Source organism: Saccharomonospora sp. CUA-673 (genome assembly GCF_001942305.1).
Classification (GTDB): Bacteria; Actinomycetota; Actinomycetes; order Mycobacteriales; family Pseudonocardiaceae; genus Prauserella.
In genome coordinates this window covers 1-17,928 of record NZ_MKKE01000057.1, presented here as the reverse complement: position 1 = coordinate 17,928, position 17,928 = coordinate 1, and the positions used below count along the sequence as shown (strand labels likewise).

At 70.2% G+C, this 17,928-nt stretch carries 15 protein-coding genes; 6 read left to right on the top strand and 9 right to left on the bottom strand.

The window, feature by feature from the left end; translation table 11 throughout:
- Window positions 1–74 precede the first annotated feature (74 nt).
- Window positions 75–1,130, bottom strand: coding sequence for a PA containing protein (locus BJF85_RS21800; protein ID WP_075849909.1), 1,056 nt, complete (start codon window positions 1,128–1,130; stop codon window positions 75–77).
- A 271-nt stretch (window positions 1,131–1,401) separates the two neighbouring features.
- Here BJF85_RS21800 and BJF85_RS21795 point away from each other — a divergent pair, with 271 nt between their 5' ends.
- The 3 genes from BJF85_RS21795 to BJF85_RS21785 all read left to right on the top strand — a co-directional run bounded on the left by BJF85_RS21795 (window position 1,402) and on the right by BJF85_RS21785 (window position 4,673).
- Window positions 1,402–2,505, top strand: coding sequence for an adenosine deaminase (locus tag BJF85_RS21795; protein WP_075849904.1), 1,104 nt, complete (start codon window positions 1,402–1,404; stop codon window positions 2,503–2,505).
- Between the two features lie 291 nt (window positions 2,506–2,796).
- Window positions 2,797–3,426, top strand: coding sequence for an HAD family phosphatase (locus BJF85_RS21790; protein ID WP_075849903.1), 630 nt, complete (start codon window positions 2,797–2,799; stop codon window positions 3,424–3,426).
- A 53-nt stretch (window positions 3,427–3,479) separates the two neighbouring features.
- Window positions 3,480–4,673, top strand: a complete 1,194-nt coding sequence (locus BJF85_RS21785) for an MFS transporter (protein WP_075849902.1) — start codon at window positions 3,480–3,482, stop codon at window positions 4,671–4,673.
- An 8-nt stretch (window positions 4,674–4,681) separates the two neighbouring features.
- On the opposite strand, the gene BJF85_RS21780 is transcribed toward BJF85_RS21785, so the two are convergent.
- A complete protein-coding gene (locus BJF85_RS21780) occupies window positions 4,682–5,935 on the bottom strand; it encodes a primosomal protein (RefSeq protein WP_075849901.1) in 1,254 nt (417 codons plus the stop codon).
- Between the two features lie 143 nt (window positions 5,936–6,078).
- Here BJF85_RS21780 and BJF85_RS21775 point away from each other — a divergent pair, with 143 nt between their 5' ends.
- Window positions 6,079–8,619 (top strand): RNA helicase, encoded by a 2,541-nt coding sequence (locus BJF85_RS21775; RefSeq protein ID WP_075849900.1) that lies wholly within the window; start codon window positions 6,079–6,081, stop codon window positions 8,617–8,619.
- Between the two features lie 91 nt (window positions 8,620–8,710).
- Here BJF85_RS21775 and BJF85_RS21770 read toward each other — a convergent pair whose 3' ends face one another.
- Together BJF85_RS21770 and BJF85_RS21765 are read right to left on the bottom strand one after the other, a co-directional pair.
- Window positions 8,711–9,289 (bottom strand): DUF2867 domain-containing protein, encoded by a 579-nt coding sequence (locus tag BJF85_RS21770; protein WP_075849908.1) that lies wholly within the window; start codon window positions 9,287–9,289, stop codon window positions 8,711–8,713.
- A gap of 86 nt (window positions 9,290–9,375) precedes the next feature.
- Window positions 9,376–10,815 carry a carotenoid oxygenase family protein gene (locus BJF85_RS21765; protein WP_075849907.1) on the bottom strand — a complete coding sequence of 480 codons (1,440 nt, stop codon included), beginning with the start codon at window positions 10,813–10,815 and terminating at the stop codon, window positions 9,376–9,378.
- A gap of 103 nt (window positions 10,816–10,918) precedes the next feature.
- Between BJF85_RS21765 and BJF85_RS21760 the strand changes: the two genes are divergently transcribed.
- Entirely contained in the window at window positions 10,919–11,569 is a 651-nt protein-coding gene (locus BJF85_RS21760; protein WP_075849906.1) for a TetR/AcrR family transcriptional regulator, read from the top strand.
- Window positions 11,570–11,584: 15 nt separating this feature from the next.
- Here the strand turns inward: BJF85_RS21760 and BJF85_RS21755 are convergent, their stop codons facing one another.
- Genes BJF85_RS21755 through BJF85_RS21735 form a run of 5 tightly spaced genes read right to left on the bottom strand, consistent with a single transcriptional unit; the run spans window position 11,585 to window position 16,873 of the window.
- Window positions 11,585–12,451, bottom strand: coding sequence for an aldehyde dehydrogenase family protein (locus tag BJF85_RS21755; RefSeq protein WP_075849899.1), 867 nt, complete (start codon window positions 12,449–12,451; stop codon window positions 11,585–11,587).
- Complete coding sequence (locus BJF85_RS21750; RefSeq protein WP_075849898.1) at window positions 12,444–13,877, bottom strand: aldehyde dehydrogenase family protein; 1,434 nt, start codon at window positions 13,875–13,877, stop codon at window positions 12,444–12,446. The genes BJF85_RS21755 and BJF85_RS21750 overlap by 8 nt, the downstream gene beginning before the upstream one ends.
- 3 nt (window positions 13,878–13,880) lie before the next feature.
- Complete coding sequence (deoC, locus tag BJF85_RS21745) at window positions 13,881–14,834, bottom strand: deoxyribose-phosphate aldolase (protein WP_075849897.1); 954 nt, start codon at window positions 14,832–14,834, stop codon at window positions 13,881–13,883.
- On the bottom strand, window positions 14,821–16,149 hold the full coding sequence (locus BJF85_RS21740) for a serine hydrolase (protein WP_083666621.1): 1,329 nt from the start codon (window positions 16,147–16,149) through the stop codon (window positions 14,821–14,823). The genes deoC and BJF85_RS21740 overlap by 14 nt, the downstream gene beginning before the upstream one ends.
- Window positions 16,150–16,177: 28 nt before the next feature.
- A complete protein-coding gene (locus tag BJF85_RS21735; protein WP_075849895.1) occupies window positions 16,178–16,873 on the bottom strand; it encodes a DUF1707 domain-containing protein in 696 nt (231 codons plus the stop codon).
- Between the two features lie 92 nt (window positions 16,874–16,965).
- Between BJF85_RS21735 and upp the strand changes: the two genes are divergently transcribed.
- Window positions 16,966–17,589: a uracil phosphoribosyltransferase gene (gene upp / locus BJF85_RS21730; protein ID WP_075849905.1), complete on the top strand. Its 624-nt coding sequence runs from the start codon at window positions 16,966–16,968 to the stop codon at window positions 17,587–17,589.
- The last annotated feature ends 339 nt before the right edge of the window (window positions 17,590–17,928 follow it).

Genomic DNA, 17,928 nt, shown 5'->3' with positions numbered 1-17,928 from the left:
ACCCGAAAAAGCGTCCCAAGGGCCCCATGGTTCGCGTTCACGCGACATCCCTTTGGGAGCTTTAAACGGGTGTGTCAGTCCTCGGCGTCGTCGGGGGACGAGCCGTTGTTCTTGGCCTTGGCGTCGGCCTTCTGGCGGCTGTTGCCGTTGCGGCGACGCGGCTGACGCGGGGCGGGCGGCTGCACGGCCACGGTCTGCTGGGCGGGGCCGCCGCCGAGCATCAGCTCCGCGAACGTCGCCATCGCCTCGTCGAGCTGGCCGCCGATGCGCCGCACCGAGTCCTCGCCGCTCTTCTCGACGGTGGAGGTGACGTCGTCGCTGCTGGGCTGCTTCGCCAGCGTCGACTCGACCCCGGCGAAACCGGAGCGCACCGAGCCGTCCAGGTCGCCGATACGGCCCGTGACGTCGTCCTCGACCTTGTCGACGCGCGTGGCGAGGTCGTCGAGCTTGCTCGTGACGTTCTGGACCCGCTCGGTCAGCTTCTCGAGCCGCTGCGTCGGGTCGATGGCCTCGGCGTGCTCCGAGACGGCCGTCTTGACGGCGTCGGTGGAGGCGGCCTGGCGCTCCTTGGTGTCGGCCTCGAGCCGGTCGAGCCGCTCCTTGAGCCCGGCCTCGACGGAGTCGATGCGCTCGCGCACGGGGTTGCCGACCGTCGTCGGCATCGCGTCGAGCTTGTCGTCCTGCTTGCCGAGGTGGCCGCCGAGCTCGTCGATGCGGCGGTGGATGTTCTCGAGCTTGTCCTCGAGGCCGTCCATGCGGCCCGCGACGGCCTCGAACTTGGCGGCGACGCCCTCGAGCCGGCCGTCCAGCTGCGCGAACGGGGTCGCGAGCTTGTCGACGATCGCCTCGACCGAGCGGCCGAGCTCGGCGATCGCGTTGTCCTGCGCCTCCATCCGCGTCATGGCCTCGTCGAGACGTTCGGCCAGGACGCCGACCTCGGTGCGGTCGGGCAGCTCGGACAGCCGCTTGCGCACCGCGCCGAGGGAGTCGACCGGAGCGAGACGGGCGTAGATGTCGTCGAGCGCGTCGAAGATCTGCTGCTGTTCGCTCTCTCGAACCTCGGCCGCGCGCACCAGCATGTTGCGCATCCGGTCGAAGGACGGAGCTGCGAGTTGGTTGTCAGTCGTCACTGCGGTGTCCTTCATCGGCGGGGAAAAGGATGGGACGTGTGCGGCAGCTTATCCACCGCCGGAATGGCGCGGCCAGCGCCCCCGGGAAATTGCATGTGACATCCCGTGTGCCCCGCGAAAATGGCCGGGCCGGGTCGCTAAGTGGCACCCGCTTAGGGGTTACGGGGGTTCGGCCGAAAGGTGTTCGGCACGTCGACTCGGCGCCCGGGCCCCGGTACGCGTGCGCGCGAGGCGGGGGCGGGAGCGCGCGGGAGGAGAGTAGTGTCACTACATGGACACCACAAGTGCCCCGAGCAGGGAAGAGCTACGCAAGGCCCCGAAGGTTCTGCTCCACGATCACCTGGACGGCGGCTTGCGCCCCCGCACCGTCGTCGAGTTGGCGGAAAGCACTGGTTACGACGGGCTGCCGACCACCGACGTCGACGAACTCGGCCGGTGGTTCACCGAGGCCGCCGACTCGGGCTCGTTGGAGAAGTACCTCGAGACGTTCGCGCACACCTGCGGTGTGATGCAGACCGAGGACGCGCTCGCGAGGGTTGCCGCGGAGGCGGTCGAGGACCTGGCCGACGACGGCGTGGTCTACGCCGAGTTGCGCTACGCGCCGGAGTTGTTCGTCGAGCGTGGTCTGTCACTCGATGCGGTGGTGAGGGCTGTCGCCGACGGCATCACGGAGGGTGAACGCAGGGCGAACGCCGCGGGACGCCGGATCCAGGCACATCAGCTGCTGTGCGCCATGCGCCAGCACGCCCGCGCCGCGGAAATCGCCGAACTCACCATTCGGCATCGCGATTCCGGGGTCGCCGGTTTCGATATCGCCGGACCGGAGGACGGATACCCGCCCACACGAAATCTGGACGCATTCGAGTACATGCGTTCCAACAATGGTCACTTCACCATTCACGCGGGTGAGGCGTTCGGACTCGCGTCCATTTGGGAGGCCATTCAGCACTGCGGCGCTGAGCGGCTCGGACACGGCGTGCGCATCGCCGACGACGTGAAGATCTCCCCCTACGGCGAGGTGAGCCTGGGCAGGCTCGCGGCGTACGTGCGGGACAGGCGGATCCCGCTCGAGCTGTGCCCGTCGTCGAACGTCCAGACGGGAGCGGCGAGTTCGATCGCGGAGCACCCGTTCGGCGTGCTGGCGAAGCTGCGATTCCGCGTCACGGTCAACACCGACAACCGGTTGATGAGCGGATGCTCCATGTCGTCGGAGTTCGCCGCGCTGGTCGACGCGTTCGGCTACGGCTGGGCCGATCTTCAGTGGTTCACGATCAACGCCATGAAATCCGCGTTCATGGATTTCGATCAGCGCCTGGACGTGATCAACAACGTCATCAAGCCGGGCTACGCGGAGCTGACGAGCCCGCAGGCGTAGTCGTGACGGCCCGGATCGCCTGATCGCGTGCGGAAGCTTCGATCGAGCGGTTGTGCGCCGGCCGTGTGACTACCGTCCGCGGCTGGCGGAGCGCAGCCTGCCGAGGTTGCCAGACACTGCTGATGAGCTGTGTCGCAACATCGTTGCAGAACTTGCCAGGCGTTTGCGGACGTATCTGGAAGTGAGGGCCCGGACCCCCACGGGACCGGGCCCTTCGCGTGTCGGCGTGACCGCCGGCCCCGCGGAAACTCGGTCGTGCCGGTGGGTGGGCGGCGGCTACAGTGCGGCGCGATGACGAGGCTGCACCTGTTCGACATGGACGGCACGCTGATGCACGGTTCGGCGGCGGCGATCGAGCTGTCGAAGCAGATCGGAGTGGAGACCGAGATCCTCGAGTTGGAGCGGGCGTTCGCCGACGGGCTGCTGGCCACCGGCGATTTCGCCCGGCGCGCGCAGGCGCTGTGGGACACGCTCACCGAGGAGCACGTCGTCGACGCGTTCGACGGCGCGCCCTGGCTCGCCGGGATCCGCGAGACGTGGGCCGAGATCCGCGCGCGGGGCGAGCACTGCGCGGTCATCTCGATCTCGCCGAGCTTCTTCGTCGACCGGCTGCTGCCGTGGGGCGCACATGCGGCGCACGGGTCGCCGTGGCCGGCGGTCCCGTTCCGCGAACCCGTCGACCCGACCGTGATCCACACGCCGGACTCGAAGGTGCGCATCGCCGACGAGCTGTGCGCCGCGTTCGGCGTGCGCCCCGAGGACTGCATCGCCTACGGCGACTCGTGGTCCGACGTCGAGCTGTTCGGCCGGGTGCCCGTGTCGGTGGCGGTCAACGCCGACCACCACGTCGGCGACCTCGCGACCCACACCTACGCCGGGCGCGATCTGCGCGAGGCGTACGCCCTCGCTTGTGACACTTAGCCACGCGAACTAACCTCCACCATTCAGGAACGTCGTCTTGAATGGTGGGAGCTATGGTGCGCGCGGAACGCTCCGGCGGCAGGCTCCGCTGGCGCATCCTCGTGCTCGGGCTGAGCGCGCAGACGGCGAGCTGCGCGTTCCTGTTCGGCATCCCGTTCCTGGTCCCGGCGATGCAGCGCGCCGAGAACCTGACCCTGAGCCAGGCCGGCACCCTCGTCGTCGCGCCCAGCGTCGGTCTGCTGCTGACCCTGATCCTGTGGGGCGCGGCGGCCGACCGGTACGGCGAACGGGTCGTCATGGCGCTCGGACTCGGCGTCTCGAGCGGATTCCTGGCGGTCGCGGGCCTGGCCGAGGTGTCGCTGCCGGCGCTGTTCGCGTTGTTCGTCGCGGCGGGCGCGTGCACGGCGTCGGTGAATGCCGCGAGCGGCCGGGTCGTCATGGGCTGGTTCGACGCGCGCGAACGCGGCGTCGCGATGGGGATCCGGCAGACCGCGCAACCGCTCGGGGTCGGCATCGCCGCGCTGGCGATGCCGCCGTTGGCCGAGTACGCGGGGTTCCGGGCGGCGGTGCTGTTCCCGGCCGTGTTCGCGCTCGTCGTGGCGGTGGCCGTGGCGTGGCTGGTCGTCGACCCGCCGCGGGCCGAACCCGATCGGGCAGCTCCCGTCTCGGTGTCCTCGCCGTACCGCGGCGGTCCGTTGTGGCGGGTGCACGGCGCGAGTGCGCTGCTGGTGGTGCCGCAGTTCGCCGTGTCGGCGTTCGCCCCCGTGTACCTGGTGACGGTGCAGGGCTGGAGCGCGCTCGCGGCCGGCTGGTTCCTCGCGGTGCTGCAGGGATTCGGGGCGCTCGGCAGGCTGGCCGCCGGATACTGGTCGGACCGGGTGGGCAGCCGGCTCCGTCCGATGCGGACACTCGCGTTGGCCAGCGCGCTCGTGATGCTGTTGCTGGCCGGGGGCGACGCGACGTGGTCGTGGCTGGCGGTGACGGCGTTGACGCTCGCGTCGGTGATCACGGTGAGCGACAACGGACTGGGGTTCACGGCCTCCGCGGAGCTCGCCGGCATCAGCTGGGCCGGCCGCGCGATGGGGGTGCAGAACACGACGCAGAACCTCGCCGCCGTGGTGACCCCGCCGGTGCTGGGCCTGGTCATCGGCGACAGTCGCTACGCCCTGGCGTTCTGCGCCGCCGCCCTGTTCCCCCTGCTCGCCATCTGGCTCACCCCGGTCCGCCGGGAACACGTCCCCCGCTGACGCCGGGGTCAGTTGGTGTGGAGGCGGTCCTCGAAGTCCTCGACGAGGCGGCGCCAGGTCTTCTGCTCGTCGCCGAAGGGGCCGCTCGGGGCGAGGCGCGTCGGGTCGGGCTTGAGGATGTACGACACGAGCCAGCCGAGACGTTCGGACGAGCCGAGCGTCTCGCCGACGGAGTCGTCACCGGCCCAGTCGGCCGCGTCGGTGAGCAGTTCGACGGCCAGCTCGAGCTGCGTCGGGTCGACGGCGTCGGGTCCCTCGGCGAGGTCGGCGTCCAGGTCGGCCAGCACGTAGGTGTTGTCCTGATCGACGTCGACCTCGAGTTCGCCCGCGGTCGCCGTGGTCAGCACCTCGTCCCATGTGGACACGTCGGCGAGTTCGTTGTCGGCCAGTTCGCCCGGGTCGGCGAGCCTGCGGGCCAGCGCCTTCGGCGACGAGAACACCTCGATCGTGCCGCCCGAGCCCAGGAAGATCGGGTCGTCGTCGAGGTAGCAGCGCAGCGTGTAGTACTCGGATCCGGACAGGACGATCTTGATCGGGTCGATGCCGACCTCGCCCCAGAAACCGGGCTCCTCGTCGTCCTCGTCCTCGTCGCTGTCGTCGCCGACGGCGTCGATCTCCTCCTCGTCGGAGTCCACACCGGCCTCGGCCTCGGCGGACTCCTCGTGGAACGCGGCGAGTTCCTCGGCGGTCGTCTCGAGCGTGGCCGCGTCGACGTCGGGCACGGTGACGAGGTCGTCGATCGTGTCGAGGATCGTGTCCCACTTCTCGGACACGGTGGCCGACAGCTCGTCCCACAGCTTGCCGCCCTCGCGGCCGCTGAACGGCAGCGTGCCCTGGTCGAGCAGGGAGAAGCCCTCGCAGCTGTCGAGGACCTCGTGCACCTCGTCGAGCTCGCAGACGTCGGCGAGCGAGCGCACGATGCCGACGATCTCGGCCAGCTCGGACAGCGTCCACGAGTCGGGGGTCTCGGCGACCATCTCCGGCACGCCGACCAGGTCGTACGAGTGGTCGTCGTCGGGGATCAGCTCGGGCACGTTCAGCGCGGGCACGGTCTCCCACGCGGGATGGTCGACGAGGTCGTGCTGTTCGGCGGTGCGCACGTAGGCGGCCAGGTGGGCCGCGTCGGGGAAGGCGTACAGGTCCTCCTCGTCGCCGAGGAAGGCTTCCCATTCCTCGCCGTCCTCGCGCCATCGCGGGGCCCACAGGGTGACGAGATCGCCCTGCGGCAGTCCGAGCTCGATGGGGATGATGTCCTGTGCCATTACTTCCTCCGCCACAACCTGATACGCCCGTTCGGCCCGGTGATTCACCCACCTCGGGCGCGCCATGCAGCCTACGGGTTCGCCATCGTCTCCGCGATCACCCCTCACCGGCCGAAAGTCGCGATGAGATGCTCTGAGGCACGATGACTGATTCCGGTTCCACCTCCCTCGTCGACCGCGTACCCGCCGACCCCGACCCGGACACGCTGTTCGAGGCGTTCTCCGAGTGGACGCTCGAGCGTGGCATCGAGTTGTACCCGGCGCAGGAAGAGGCGTTGATCGAGGTCGTCTCGGGTGCCAACGTCGTCCTGTCGACGCCCACGGGCTCGGGAAAGAGCCTGGTCGCGACGGGTGCGCACTTCGCGGCGCTGGCCGACGGGCGCAGGAGCTACTACACGGCGCCGATCAAGGCGTTGGTGTCGGAGAAGTTCTTCGCCCTTGTCGAGACTTTCGGTGCCGACAACGTGGGGATGGTGACCGGCGACTCGGCGGTCAACCCGGACGCGCCCATCATCTGCTGCACCGCGGAGATCCTCGCCAACATCGCCCTGCGGGACGGCGCGGACGCCGACGTCGGACAGGTCGTCGCCGACGAGTTCCACTTCTACTCCGAACCGGACCGCGGCTGGGCCTGGCAGGTGCCGCTGATCGAGCTGCCGCGCGCCCAGTTCGTGCTGATGTCGGCCACGCTCGGCGACGTCTCGTTCTTCGAGAAGGACCTGACGCGCCGCACGGGCCGCGCGACGGCGGTGGTGAGTTCGGCGCAGCGGCCCGTTCCGCTGACGTTCCGCTACGCGACGACTCCGCTGCACGAGACGGTGACCGAACTGTTGTCGGGCAAGCAGGCGCCGGTCTACATCGTCCACTTCTCGCAGGCGGCGGCGATCGAGACGGCGCAGGCGCTGGTGAGCATCAACGTCACGAGCCGCGCGGAGAAGGACGCGATCGCCGAGGCGATCGGCGACTTCCGCTTCTCGGCCGGCTTCGGCAAGACGCTGTCGCGGTTGGTGCGGGCCGGGATCGGCGTGCACCACGCGGGGATGCTGCCGAAGTACCGGCGGCTGGTCGAGCAGCTCGCGCAGGCGGGCCTGTTGAAGCTGATCTGCGGCACCGACACGCTCGGTGTCGGCATCAACGTGCCGATCCGCACGGTGGTGCTGTCGGCGTTGACCAAGTTCGACGGCACCCGGCAGCGGCACCTCAAGGCGCGCGAGTTCCACCAGGTCGCCGGCCGGGCCGGACGTGCCGGATACGACACCGACGGCTACGTCGTCGTGCAGGCGCCCGATCACGTCATCGAGAACGCGAAGGCCCTCGAGAAGGCCGGGGACGACCCGAAGAAGAAGCGCAAGATCACGCGCAAGAAGGCGCCCGAGGGGTTCGTCAACTGGACCGACACCACCTTCGAGAAGCTCGTCGCGGCCGAGCCGGAGCCGCTCACGTCGAGTTTCACGGTGACGCACTCGATGCTGCTCAACGTCATCTCGCGGCCCGGTGACGCGTTCGCCCACATGCGACACCTGCTCACCGACAACCACGAGGACCGGCCCGCGCAGCGCAGGCACATCCTGCGGGCGATCGCGATCTACCGCGCGCTGCTGGCCGCCGGGGTCGTCGAACGGCTGGACACCCCCGACGCCGACGGCAGGCGCGTGCGGCTCACCGTGGACCTGCAGTTCGACTTCGCGCTCAACCAGCCGCTGTCGCCGTTGGCGCTCGCCGCGATCGAACTGCTCGACCCGGAGTCGCCGAGCTACGCGCTCGACGTCGTGTCGATCATCGAGTCCACCGTGGACGATCCCAAGCAGGTCCTGTCGCAGCAGCGGTTCAAGGCCCGCGGCGAGGCCGTCGCGGAGATGAAGGCCGAGGGCATCGAGTACGACGAGCGGATGGACCTGCTCGAGGAGGTCGACTACCCGAAGCCGCTCGAGGAGCTGCTCGAGGGCGCGTACGAGACGTACCGCCAAGGGCACCCCTGGGTCGCCGACTACCAGCTCTCGCCCAAATCGGTCGTGCGGGACATGTACGAGCGGGCGATGAACTTCGTCGAGTACATCGGCCACTACAACCTCGCGCGCTCGGAAGGCGTGCTGCTGCGCTACCTCGCCGACGCCTACGACACGTTGCGGCGCACCGTGCCCGACGACGCGAAGACCGAACCGCTGACCGACCTCATCGAGTGGCTCGGCGAGCTGGTGCGCCAGGTCGACTCGAGCCTGCTCGACGAGTGGGAGGCGCTGCGCCACCCTGACGAGAACCTCGCCGACGGCGCCGACGGGGCCGGTGGTCCGGTGTTGCCGGAGGGTCCGCCGCCGGTGACGCGCAACGAGCGTGCGTTCCGGGTTCTGGTGCGCAACGAGATGTTCCGCCGGGTGCAGCTGGCCGCCCGCGAGGACCACGACGCGCTCGGCGAGCTCGACGACGGGTGGGACGCCGACGACTGGGCCGACGCGCTCGACGAGTACTTCGAGGAGTACGCCGAGATCCGCACCGGCGCCGACGCCCGCGGCCCGGCGATGCTCGTGATCGACGCGCGGCCGGGGACGTGGAAGGTGCGGCAGATCTTCGACGACCCCGAGGGCGACCGTGACTGGGGCATCAGCGCCGAGGTCGACCTCGCGGCCTCCGACGAGGCCGGAGCCCCGGCCATCCGCATCACCGAAGTAGGCCCCCTGACCACCTAACCGCCGTGTCAGCACCCCACGACGCCGTGTCGGCAATTCGCGCGGGCGTGTCAGCAACTCACGTCGCCGTGTTGGCACCCCACGTCGCCGATCAGGTGTACTGCGGCCAGTTCTTGCCGATGGAGCGAATCAGCTGGGGATACACGACGGTGTAGCGGAGGGGCTTGATCGCGACCAAGTACGCCTTGCCAAGCGCGCCGTTGGGTTTGACGAGCACGGTCAGCTGACCGTGGTGGCCGCCTTTGCCGTCCTCGACCCATCCGACGTGCATCAGCCCGTGCACCGTCCGGTTGGCGAGCTCCGACACCCACTCCGTGTCGGTCAGGTACACCGACCGGAACGGGACGTCGGCGAAGTCGGGCCCGCGGTCACCGTGCCGCAGGTCGTCGGGGAGCCGGTCGCGCAGGCTCTCGACCCGCTTCGTGACGCCCTTGTCCTCGTCGTCCCAGCCGAAGAGCTGGCCGAGCCGCCAGCGGATCGCGAACAGGACACTGGTGGCCTTGTCCGAGATCTCGTTGGTGTTCGAGGCGGTGAAGCCCCGCGCGAAGCGGCCCAGGTCGTCGGGTCCGCCCGGCGTCGGCAGGGACCAGACGTCCTCCACCTCGAAGTCGCCGGCGAACTCGTGGATCCGCCAGGGTCGCTCGGTGAACTCGGAGTTGGGGAGTCTCATCGGATGTCTCCTCACCGCACGGGCCGTCCGCTCCAGCGGCAACGATACGCCGACACCGCGCCCGATCCGTGACGATTCGACGGAGGTCACGGGGTTGTGGGGATCCAGTTGCCGTGGAAGCCGGCGGGGACGCGGTGCGGCAGGTGGACGGTGCCGATCGTCTCGAGGGTTCCGGCGTCGAGGAAGGCCAGGTCGCTGCGGTCCTCGGCGAGGTCGTGCACGAACCCCATGAGCACGCCGTCGTCCTCGGACGTGGCGCCCGGGTTGGGTTCGAAGACGAATTCGCCGATGGGGTGGCCCTCGCCGCCGAACGTCCGCGTGCTCGTCGTCCCGCCGCCGGACAGGTCGTGTTTGAGCAGCCGGCCCTCGTCGATCTCGACGGTGTAGCCGAAGCGGTGCGGCGTGCCGAGCAGGTTCTCGTCGATGCGCGGGAACTCCTGCGGCCGGTCGCACAGCCGCTGCTGGTCGACGGCGCCGGTGCGCAGGTCGAGCCGCCAGCGTTCGAGCGTCGGGTTGCCCTCCGACGGGCCGGTGAGGTCGTCGTCGAACACCTTCGCGTGCCGCACGACGTCGATCACCACGCCGGCGTCGTCGTCGAAGGCGTTGAGCGTGTGGAAGACGTAGCACGGCGGGACGTCGAACCAGCGCACCGCGTCGCTGCCCGCCTCACGCGGCAGGACGCCGATCCGCGCCGGGTAGTTGCGGTTCCACCGGTACGGATAGCGGGTGGGCGCGCCGCGGCCGCGCGCGACGAGCGCCGCCACCGGGTCCGGCACGCGCACCCGGCCGATCAGCGCAGACAGCAGCAACCGGGCCGGGGCGCGCATGCCGCGGGGCATCGTCATCTCGGCGGCCTGGCGCGGATCGAACGTCACCGGGAAGTCGTAGAACACCACGTGCCGCCGGGTGAGTGCGAAGTCGTGCATCATCGGGCTGCCCGTGACCTCGACGTCGACGGCGCGGCGGGCCCGCCCGTCGGTGCCGATCACCTCGTAGCGCACGTGGTTGCCGAGCCCGAAGCGATACGACACGGCGTGCATCTCGCCGGTCTCCGGGTCGTGCTTGGGGTGCGCGGTGAATCCACCGTGGACGGTGCCGTCGAAATCGCACGCGCCGACGGTGTCGAGCTCGTCGTCGAGTTCGTAGTTGGTGTTGCCGCCCTCGACGAGCGCGAGTGTGCGCCCGGCGTGCGCGAGGACGTTGGTGTTCGCGCCGATCAGCTCGATGCCCGCACCACGCGTGCGCGGTGGCGGCTGCTCGCCCAGTGCTCTCGCGACGCGGCCCGCGCGGACCCACCGGTTGCGGTACCACTCGGCGCGGCCGTCGCGGATGCGGATGCCGTGGACCATGCCGTCGCCGATGAACCAGTTGTAGGTGTCGGGGTCGATGTCGCCGGCCGGGTTGGGGCCGTTGCGCAGATACCGGCCGTCGAGGTGTGCCGGGATGGTGCCCGTGACCGGCAGGTCGTGGGCCGTGAGCTCCTTCTGCACCGGTGCGAACTGTCCTTCGAGGTATGCGTTGCTCATGGTGGCGGGACTCCCTTCGATGAGCGCGGCCCGCTGTCCGCCGGGCCCGCGCATAACGTTGTTATGAGTCAGGGATAACATAGTTATGGCATACTCGGCAACGATGAACGACGACATCCGGAGGCGACTGCTCGACGCAGCCGTCGACCTGCTCGACCGGGACGGGCCGTCGGCGATCCAGGCGCGCAAGGTGGCGGCCGAGATCGGCGCGTCGAGCATGGCCGTCTACACGCACTTCGGCGGCATGCCGCAACTCGCCGAGGCGATCGTGCGGGAGGGCTTCCGGCGTCTGGAGCGGCGATCCGCCGCCGTGGCCCACACCGACGACCCGCTGGCCGACCTGTTCGCGCTCGGCCTGGCCTACCGCGCACACGCCGTGGACTGTCCGCAGCTGTACCGGCTGATGTTCGGCATCACGACGCTCGCGGGACGCCGGGGGCCCCGGACCGACATGCTCGCCGGTCAGGGGAGTCCGGCGGACCTGCCCGAGGGGGCGGCCGCGTTCGCGCACCTGCAGGCCGCCGTGGACCGGGTGCTGGCCACGGGCGATCCGACCGGCGACGTGCGCGCGGCGGCCGCGCAGGCGTGGAGCGTCGTCCACGGCTACGTGCTGCTCGAGCTCGCCGGCTTCTTCGGCAGCCCCGAGGAGGGCATCGACCAGGTGCTCATGCCCCTGTTCGTCAACCTGACCGTCGGCGTCGGCGCCGACCGCCCCACCGCGGAAGCAGCAGCGAAAACCGCCCGCTCCCGCTGAGTGCGGCCCCGCGCCTCAGGTGCCCTTGGGGTGCCAGACGGTTTTCGCCTCGAGGTAGCGGCGGAGGCGGGTGATGTCGGGACGGGCGGTCCAGTCGGGTTCGCCGTCGGGCACGCGCAGCACGCGCTGCACCGTGCCGGACGCCGCGCGGGCCAGGTCGACGCGCACGTCGGCGCTCGCACCGGTCGGGTCGAGGGCGTTGACGTCGGCGTGCGACGCGAGCCACGGGCCGAGCTCGTCGGCGCGCCCGGTGAGGATGTTCGCCGCGCCCGCGGGCACGTCCGACGTCGCCAGCACCTCCGAGAGCGTGATCGCAGGCAGCGGCCGGTCACCGCTGCTGACCACGACCGCCGTGCACCCGGTGGCCAGCACCGGCGCGAGCACGCTCACCAACCCGAGCAGTGACGACGACTGCGGCGCCAGCACGCCGACCACGCCTGTCGGTTCCGGCACGGTGAACGAGAAGTACGGCCCGGCAACGGGATTCGCCGCGCCGAGCACGCTGGCGACCTTGTCCGTCCAGCCCGCGTACCAGACCCACCGGTCGATCGCGGCGTCCACGAGCGCCGACGCCTCACCGGCCGGCACGCCCTCGCACGCCGACACCTCGGCGGCGAACTGCGCCCGCCTGCCCTCGAGGACCTCGGCGACGCGGTACAGCACCTGACCGCGGTTGTACGCCGTCGCGCCGGACCACCCGCCGAACGCCTTCCGCGCGGCGGACACGGCGTCGCGCACGTCCTTGCGCGAGGCGTGCGAGGCGTTGGCGAGGAACCCGCCCGCGCTGTCGGTCACCGGGTACGTGCGGCCCGATTCGGAACGCGGGAACTTCCCGCCGATGTAGAGCTTGTACGTCTTCGCGACGCTCACCCGGTCAGACATCGAGATACGCCTCCAGTCCGGTGCGCCCGCCCTCGCGGCCGAAACCCGACTCCTGGTAGCCGCCGAACGGTGCGGCGGGGTCGAAGCGGTTGAACGTGTTGGCCCACACGACGCCGGCGCGCATGCGGTCGGCCAGCCACAGGATGCGCGAGCCCTTCTCCGTCCACAGCCCGGCGGACAGGCCGTAGGGCGTGTTGTTGGCCTTCGCGACGGCTTCGTCGGGGGTGCGGAACGTCAACACCGACAGCACCGGGCCGAAGATCTCCTCGCGCGCGATGCGCATGGACTGTTCCACGCCGGAGAAAACGGTGGGAGGGAAGAAGAATCCGCGGTCGGGCACCGGGCACGGGCTGGTCCACCGCTGCGCGCCGTCCTCGTCGCCGGACTCTGTGAGCTCGCGGATCCGCGCCAGCTGCTCGGCCGAGTTGATCGCGCCGACGTCGGTGTTCTTGTCGAGCGGATCACCGAGCCGCAGCGTCGACACGCGCGCCCGCAGCTTGCCCAGCAGTTCCTCGGCCACCGATTCCTGCGCCAGCAGCCGCGATCCGGCGCAGCACACGTGCCCCTGGTTGAAGAAGATGCCGTTCACGATGCCCTCGACGGCCTGGTCGAGCGGCGCGTCGTCGAACACGACGTTGGCGGCCTTGCCGCCCAGTTCCAGCGTGAGCCGTTTCGGTGTGCCGGCGACGGCGTGCTGGATGCCCTTGCCGACGGTCGTCGACCCGGTGAACGCGATCTTGTCGATCCCGGGGTGTTCCACAATGGACGCACCGATGTCGCCGGCACCCGGGACGATGTTGACCACACCGGGCGGGAGGTCGGCCTGCTGGCAGATCTCGGCGAACACCAGCGCCGTCAGCGGCGTCGTCTCGGCGGGCTTGAGCACCACGGTGTTGCCGGTCGCCAGCGCGGGCGCGATCTTCCACGCCAGCATCAGCAGCGGGAAGTTCCACGGGATGATCTGACCCGCCACACCCAGCGGCCGCGGATCGGGGCCGTAGCCCGCGTAGTCCAGTTTGTCCGCCCAGCCCGCGTGGTAGAAGAAGTGCGCCGCGGCGGTCGGCACGTCGGAGTCGCGCGACTCCTTGATCGGCTTGCCGTTGTCCAGCGTCTCGAGCACGGCCAGTTCGCGGGAGCGTTCCTGGACGAGGCGGGCGATGCGGAACAGGTACTTGGCGCGCTCGCTGCCGGGCATCGGGCCCCAGACGGTGTCGAACGCCGTCCGTGCCGCCCGGACCGCGGCGTCCACATCGGACGTCGACGCCGTCGAGACCTCGGCGAGGGCCTCCTCGGTGGCCGGATTGATCGACGTCAGCGGCTCGCCGTGGCCGTCGACGAACTCGCCGCCGATGAACGGGCGGTAGTTCGGCTGCAGATTCGCCAGCGCGCGCGACTCGGGCGCGGGTGCGTATTCCCACACGGTCATCGGTCAGTCCACCGCCACGTAGTCGGGGCCACTGTAATGGCCGTCGTGCTGGGTGCGCCGCTGCAACAACAGGTCGCCCAGCAGGCTCGACGCACCGAACCGGAACAGCTCCGGCGTCAGCCATTCCGCGCCGGCCACCTCGTGGACGGCCACCAGGTACTTGATCGCGTCCTTGGTGGTGCGGATGCCGCCCGCCGGTTTGACGCCGCGCAGTTCGCCGGTCGCGTCGTACCAGTCGCGCACCGCCTGCAGCATCACGTGCGTCACCGGCAGCGTCGCGGCGGGGGAGACCTTGCCCGTCGACGTCTTGATGAAGTCGCCGCCGCCGAGCAGGCCGAGCCACGACGCGCGTCGCACGTTGTCGTAGGTCGCCAGTTCGCCGGTCTCGAGGATCACCTTCAGGTGCGCCTCGCCGCAGGCGTCCTTGACCGCGCGGATCTCGTCGAGCACCTGTCCGTAGCGGCCCTCGAGGAACGCGCCGCGGTCGATCACCATGTCGACCTCGGTGGCGCCCGCCTCGACCGCGAGGCGCACGTCGGCGAGCTTGATCTCGCGGCTCGACCGTCCCGACGGGAAGGCCGTCGCCACGCTCGCGACGCCGATGCTCGTGCCGGCCAGCGCCTCCACCGCGGTCGCCGCCATGTCCGGGTACACACACACCGCGGCGACGGGCGGCGTGTCCGGCCGGTCCGGATCGGGGCGGCGGGCCTTCGCGGCCAGCGACCGCACCTTGCCGCGGGTGTCGGCACCCTCGAGCGTGGTCAGGTCGACCATCGAGATCGCGGTGTCGATCGCCCGGAGCTTCGCGTCCTTCTTGATGCTGCGGGTGCCCAGGCTCGTGGTCCTGGCCTCCACACCGACCTGGTCCACCCCGGGCAGACCGTGCAGGAACCGGCGCAGACTCTCGTCGTCGCGGGTGGCGTCGACGAGGTCTGCCGGCGAACTAGCTGTTGCCATGGCCGTGAGCGTAGCTGCCGACCGCCGCCGTCGCGGTCGCGTCGGCCAACGCCGGTCCGTGCTGCGGGGTCGGCGTCTCGGCGGCGGACCGGCCTGCCGCTCCGTCGCCGCACAGCGCGGTGGTCGCGACCTCCCACACCGCGGCCGCCGCCGGCTCGGGTGCGGTCATGTTCTGGTTGATGTTGAGCGTCACGCCGGAGGCGGCTTCCGGGTCGGCTGCCGGGGCTTCCGGGGTGTCGCCGGCGTACCGGTGCACGCTGATGGTTCCCGAACCGGGCAGCGATCCGTCGTGGCCCCACGCGGCGCCGCACTCGTCGCCGAACGACATGCGGTACACGCCGAGGCCGTAGTCGAACCCGGCGTACGACCCGTCGGGCATCGTGCCCGGAACCAGGTCGGTCGTCATCTCCCGCAGCATGTCGGCCGAGAGCAGTTCGCCGCCGAACAGCGCGGCGAAGAACCGGTTCACGTCGTCGGCGCTCGAGATCATGCTCCCCGAGCCGATGTAGCGCGAGTAGTTGTACTCGGTGACGTCGGTGCGCGGCACGGGCTCGGGGAAGAGCTGTTCGTACGCGCGGCCGGTAGCGCCGCGCACCAGCGGGAAGTCGCGCATCGACGCGGTGTCGTCGAGCTGCAGCGGACCGGTGATCCGCTCGGCCAGGGCGCTCTCGAACGAGGTGCCCGTGACCTTCTCGACCAGCATGGCCAACACGGTGTAGCCGGTGTTGGAGTAGGCGTAGATGGTGCCGGGCTCGAACAGCAGCGGCTGCTGCGTGCTCGCGCGCACCATGCGTTCCGGGGTGTAGCTGTGGAACCGCTCGGTCGCGATCTCCGGCAGCGACTCCCAGGTCAGATGCGGCGGCAGGTCGCGCGGCACGCCGCTGGTGTGCTGCAGGAGCTGCCGGACGGTGATCGGCTCGTCGTAGGGCAGCAGACCGGGCAGGTGCCGGTCGATGTCGTCGTCGAGGCCGATCCGCCGCTCGTCGGCCAGCTGCAGCACGAGCGTCGCGGTGAACGGCTTGCTGACGCTCGCGATCCGGAACCGGCCGTCGGCGTCGGGCTCCTTCTTCGTCAGCAGGCTGCCGACGCCGCTGTGCCCCCGCCACGCGGGGCCGTCGTCGTCGGTGGCTGCGACGGCCCCGGGGATGCCGGCGCCGGTGACGCCGTCGAGCGCGGCCTGCATCGGGTCGGACGGGTCGTCGGCGGCGGTGCTCGCCCCGGCCGGTGCGGTCAGACCCGCGGCGAGCAGGGCCGCGGTCAGCACCGCGACACCGCCGCGCGTGACCGTCCTGCTGTGCCTCGTCGCGGTACGCATCATTGCCCCCAGTTCCTCCGGAGCCCGGCTACTCGAGCTCGCGGTTGTCGTCGTTCTTGTTCCTCTTCTTGGACTTCTTGTTCTTCTTCTCCCGCGAGACCCGCTTGACCTCGACGCCCGCCCAGAACGCCAGTCCGTTGACCCGCACCACCGGCGCATCCTCGGGGACCTCGTCCTCGGGGGCGGCGCTGCTCTTGTCGATCTTGTCGAACGCGCCCATCAGCCCGAATCCGTTGACCTCGAGGTGGACGTCGTCGGGGACGATCACCTCGATCCCGGCCATGATCGCCACCGCGGTGATCGTCACCTCGCGCTCGGCGAACCGGGCTTCCCGCAGGTCGATCTCCACTCCGCCCCAGAAGGCGAAGCTGTTGTGCTGGCGCGGGACGACCCAGTTGCCCTTGCGTTCGGCGCCGGACATGATCGCCACCGACGTCGCCGACCCGGGTCGGCCGCCGATTCGGCTCTCCGGCGAACGCGGTGCGGATCGGGCGGGCAGGTTGCGGCCGGCCACCGGCGAGACCGCGTCGGGCAGGTCCAGCACGACCGGCTCGAGTTCGCCGAGCGTCTTGGCCGAATACACGGTGGACAGCCGCTCGTCGAGCTCGGCCATCGTGATCCGGCCGTCAGCCATGGCCTTGTGCAGCTGTTGGGCGACCTGCTCGCGGTCGGTGTCGGACGCGCGAAGCTGCTGAGGTTCCACGGGCCCAGGCTGTTCCGTCATGGCCCCCGAGCTTAGAGCCTCACCGGGGGTGCGCGCGGCCCTTTCCTCCTTCGCCGAGGTGCGACCGTGACGGCGCGGTTATCTTGGTCGGCATGCATGTCGAGGTCGTCGAACACCCGCTCGCCCGCGCGCGCCTGTCCACCATGCGCGACGCCCGCACCGACAGCGCCGCCTTCCGCGCCGCGCTGCACGAGCTGACCGTCATGCTGGTCTACGAGGCATTGCGCGACGCGCCGCTGGTGACCGACCGGATCCACACGCCCGTCGCGTTGACCGACGGGTACCGGTTGGCCTCCCCGCCGCTGCTCGTGCCGGTGTTGCGGGCGGGACTCGGCATGGCGGACGAGGCGCACAAGCTCATCCCCGACGCCCAGATGGGCTTCGTCGGACTGGCAAGGGACGAGGAGACGCTGCAGCCGACGCCCTACATGGAGTCGCTGCCCGAGTCGCTCGCCGACCGTCCGGTGTTCGTCCTCGACCCGATGCTCGCGACGGGCGGGTCGATGGAGCACACCATCCGGATCCTGACCCAGCGCGGCGCGACCGACGTGACGGCCGTGTGCGCGCTCGCGGCGCCGGAGGGTCTGCAGGTGCTCGAGAAGTCGGGACTCCCGCTGCGCGTCGTGACCGCGTCCGTGGACGAGCGGCTGAACGAATCCGGGTTCATCGTGCCGGGCCTCGGCGACGCCGGCGACCGGCAGTACGGGACCGTCTGACCCCTGCTCCAGGCCTTGATCACCTTCTGACCTGGGCTTTCGGAACAAGGGGACCCCCCTGTTATCGGGGGTTTCCCGCACGTGTAATCTTCTCTTCGTCGCCAGGGAGACCGGGCAGACGGAGCCGAGAGGCCGAGTCGAAAGCCCCGGGTTACCAGGCAGGGGAGAAAATCCCCGGTCGGTGTTCTGCCACCACACGAATCGCTGAGATTCACGATGGGACGACGCCGCCCGACGAAAACCAACTGCGTGTTGTTTGAGAACTCAACAGTGTGTTTGTGAGCTTTGTTTGTTGTTTTTGCCCTGATTTTGGGTTTTAGAGCTAGCGATCATGGCCAT